General features: G+C 70.2%; 3 protein-coding genes. All 3 read right to left on the bottom strand.

The window, feature by feature from the left end; genetic code table 11:
* Positions 1 to 418, bottom strand: a 418-nt coding sequence (locus ABT116_RS44175) for a glycosyltransferase (protein ID WP_351646496.1), incomplete at its 3' end; no start/stop codon positions are given.
* A gap of 152 nt (positions 419 to 570) precedes the next feature.
* Positions 571 to 1,407 (bottom strand): fumarylacetoacetate hydrolase family protein, encoded by an 837-nt coding sequence (locus tag ABT116_RS44170; protein WP_351646494.1) that lies wholly within the window; start codon positions 1,405 to 1,407, stop codon positions 571 to 573.
* A 31-nt stretch (positions 1,408 to 1,438) separates the two neighbouring features.
* A partial coding sequence (locus ABT116_RS44165) for an ATP-binding protein (protein WP_351646492.1) occupies positions 1,439 to 1,786 on the bottom strand: 348 nt, incomplete at its 5' end.

The raw sequence follows: 1,786 nt of genomic DNA, 5'->3' as shown, positions 1-1,786 counted from the left end.
CGACCAGCGGAAGCAGCCCGTCGAGGCCGGTGGACAGGTCCACGTCCATGTACACGACGATGTCCGCGTCGCTCGCGCCCCAGACGGTGCGCAGGGCGAGCCCGCGGCCCTTGCGGTCGAGGTGGACCACGCCGACGCCCGGCAGTTCGTCGGCGAGACGACGGGCGGTGGCGAGGGTCTCGTCGGTGCTGGCGTTGTCGGCGACAGTGATCCGCCACGGAAACGGGAAGTCCGCCGCCAGTCGGGCGTGGAGTGTGCGAAGGCAGCCGGGCAGGGCACGTTCCTCGTTGTAGACCGGCACGACGATGTCGACCGTCGCGGTACCGGCCTGTGCGTGAAGGGACCGCTCGACCTGCTGGAACGGGGCCAAGCGCTCCGGGCGGGCGGTGGTCTCGGTGAGGTGGGGGGTGGGAGTCATGGCTTCCTCAGGCGTGAGGGGACGGCAGACTGCGGCTCTGAGGCCCTGGTCCGGGCCGCGGCCTCACTGTTGCCGCCCTGCCTGTGGAGGCGGGGAAAGAATGCTGGGAACTGACGGGAAGTCAGATCTATGGCCGAAAGTGCTCCCACGGTTCACTGCGGACACGACCGCACCACGGAGTTCCTGAGTTCCCCGACACCCTTGATCTCGGTGACCATGTCCGCACCGGGGTACAGAAGGACCTCGGGTTCGCCAACGGTGCCGGGTCCGGCCGGTGTGCCCATCGTGATCAGGTCTCCGGGCAGCAGCGTGGTCACGGTGCTGACCTGGGCGATGACGGTGGCGACGTCGAAGATCAGCTGCGAGGTGTTCGCCTTCTGGCGGACCCGCCCGTCGATGACACAGCTCATCGTCAGACCGCGGCCGCCCATCGGCACGTCGTCGGTGGTGACCATGGCGGGTCCCACCAGGGTGACGTCCGTGGACAGTCCCGCCGCGGGGGCGCTTCCCGAGTCGCTCCGCGCGGCGACGCCGTTGACGACGGTGTAGCCCGCGACATGGCGCAGCGCCGTCCGGGCCGTGACTCCACGGGTCCGGCACCCGATCACCAGGCCCAACTCCACGCCCCAGTCCACGTTCCGTCCCTCGGCCGGCAGGCAGATGGCGTCGCGGGCACCGGCAACGCCTTGGCCGCCTTGCCGCACGGAGAACACCGGAACGGTGGGGAAGGAGGTGCCCGTCTCTCGTACCCGTGCGGCGTAGTTGGGTCCCACACGAACGATCTTGCTCGGCCGGGTGATGAGGGGCGCGTAGGAGATGTCGTCCAGCCGGTGGCGTTCACCGGTTTCCTCAGCGGCTCGTTCCCGCCAGTCCTCGCCGGAGGCGATCAGCGCCCCGACGTCCGGGTAGGGCAGCACCATGCAGTGCTTCTTCTGCAGACGTGCGGCGGCTGTACGGCCTTGTCCCAGTCGTACGGTGCTGAGCTTCACCGGTGGCACTCCTTTTGGTAGCGATGCGGCCCTATACGCAGGTGTGGGGAGCCGGGGCAGCCGTCGCTGCAACGGCGGGCTGATACGGCAGGAGCAGACGGAATGTGCAGCCTTCACCTGGCCTGGCCTCGAGTTCCAGACGGCCGCCGTTGGCCTCCGCGGCGCCGGCGGCGATCGCAAGCCCCAGGCCGGACCCCGCCGGCGCGGCCCGCTCGGCCGAATCGGCGCGGTAGAACCGCTCGAACACCCGCCGCGCGTGCGACTCGGCAAGGCCGGCCCCGTCATCGGCGACCTCGACGACACAGACCCGAGTGCCGGGTATGAGCGGTGCGTTGGCGCTGGTACGGCCCGGTCCCGTCGTGCCCGGCCCGTGTGGGCG

Source organism: Streptomyces sp. NPDC002130, from assembly GCF_040296465.1.
GTDB lineage: Bacteria > Actinomycetota > Actinomycetes > Streptomycetales > Streptomycetaceae > Streptomyces.
This window is presented reverse-complemented; position numbering and strand designations above follow the sequence as displayed.